Genomic DNA, 804 nt, shown 5'->3' on the forward strand with positions numbered 1-804 from the left:
GCGACGGTCCGGGCGCGGCGGCCGCGTCTCCGAGCAGCCTGCGCGCGCGCCCGAGCAAGCTGCGGATCGTACTCGTACTGGCGATAGCGGTGCTATTGCTGGCCGCCGCAGGCGTATTCGCCTTCTATTTGCTGCACGGCGGCGACGCCAAGCGGCAGGGCGCGGCGGGGCCCGCGTTGACGATGCAGCTGTCGGCGGTCACCAGTCAGCGGGGCGGCTGTCCGACCGAACAGTCCGAGGGCGTGCTGCGCGGCGCGGAGCCGGGCGGCACCGACTCCGGGCCCGCGGCGATCATGTGGTTCCAGCATTCGTATTACGTGGAGCGTTCCGGCGAGCGGGCCTGGCAGGTCGTGGCCCCGGGCGCCGCGGTCGCGCCGCCCGCGCTGATCCAGCGCGGTATCGATTCCGTCCCGCCCGGCACCGATTACTGCGTGCGGGTGGTGACCCAGATGGAGGGCAAATATTCCGTGGAGGTCACCGAGCGGCGTCCCGGCGGCGTTCCGACGACCTACGACAAGCAGACGGTCACCACCGCGGTGGCCGACGGCCGCACGCTGATCACGAGTATCGCGGCCGGTTAAGAGGAGAGCTGAGATGGGACAGGACTGGAGCCGATGGCTCGACGAGGCGCCCGAGGCGGGCGACCCCGCGGGTGCGCGCGCGAAGGCTCCGGTGGTGCGGTTACGCAAGGGCCGGGGCGAGGATTCCGAGGGTGGTTCGTTCACCCGCCCGATCCTCGTGGTCGGCGGCTGCGGCGGCGCCGGCACCACCACGACCGCGCTCGGCCTCGCCGGTGAGCTCGGC

1 protein-coding gene and 1 pseudogene are annotated in these 804 nt (G+C 72.4%); both read left to right on the plus strand.

Features of this window, described 5'->3' with window-relative positions; all coding sequences use genetic code 11:
- Positions 1-581 (plus strand): DUF8176 domain-containing protein (locus tag NP4_RS41945; RefSeq protein WP_507762160.1); only part of this gene is annotated, 581 nt, incomplete at its 5' end.
- Between the two features lie 13 nt (positions 582-594).
- Positions 595-804: pseudogene (locus NP4_RS39475) on the plus strand (MinD/ParA family ATP-binding protein); the annotation flags it as partial.

It is taken from the genome of Nocardia pseudobrasiliensis NBRC 108224 (assembly GCF_001613105.1).
In the GTDB taxonomy this organism is placed as follows: Bacteria; Actinomycetota; Actinomycetes; order Mycobacteriales; family Mycobacteriaceae; genus Nocardia; species Nocardia pseudobrasiliensis.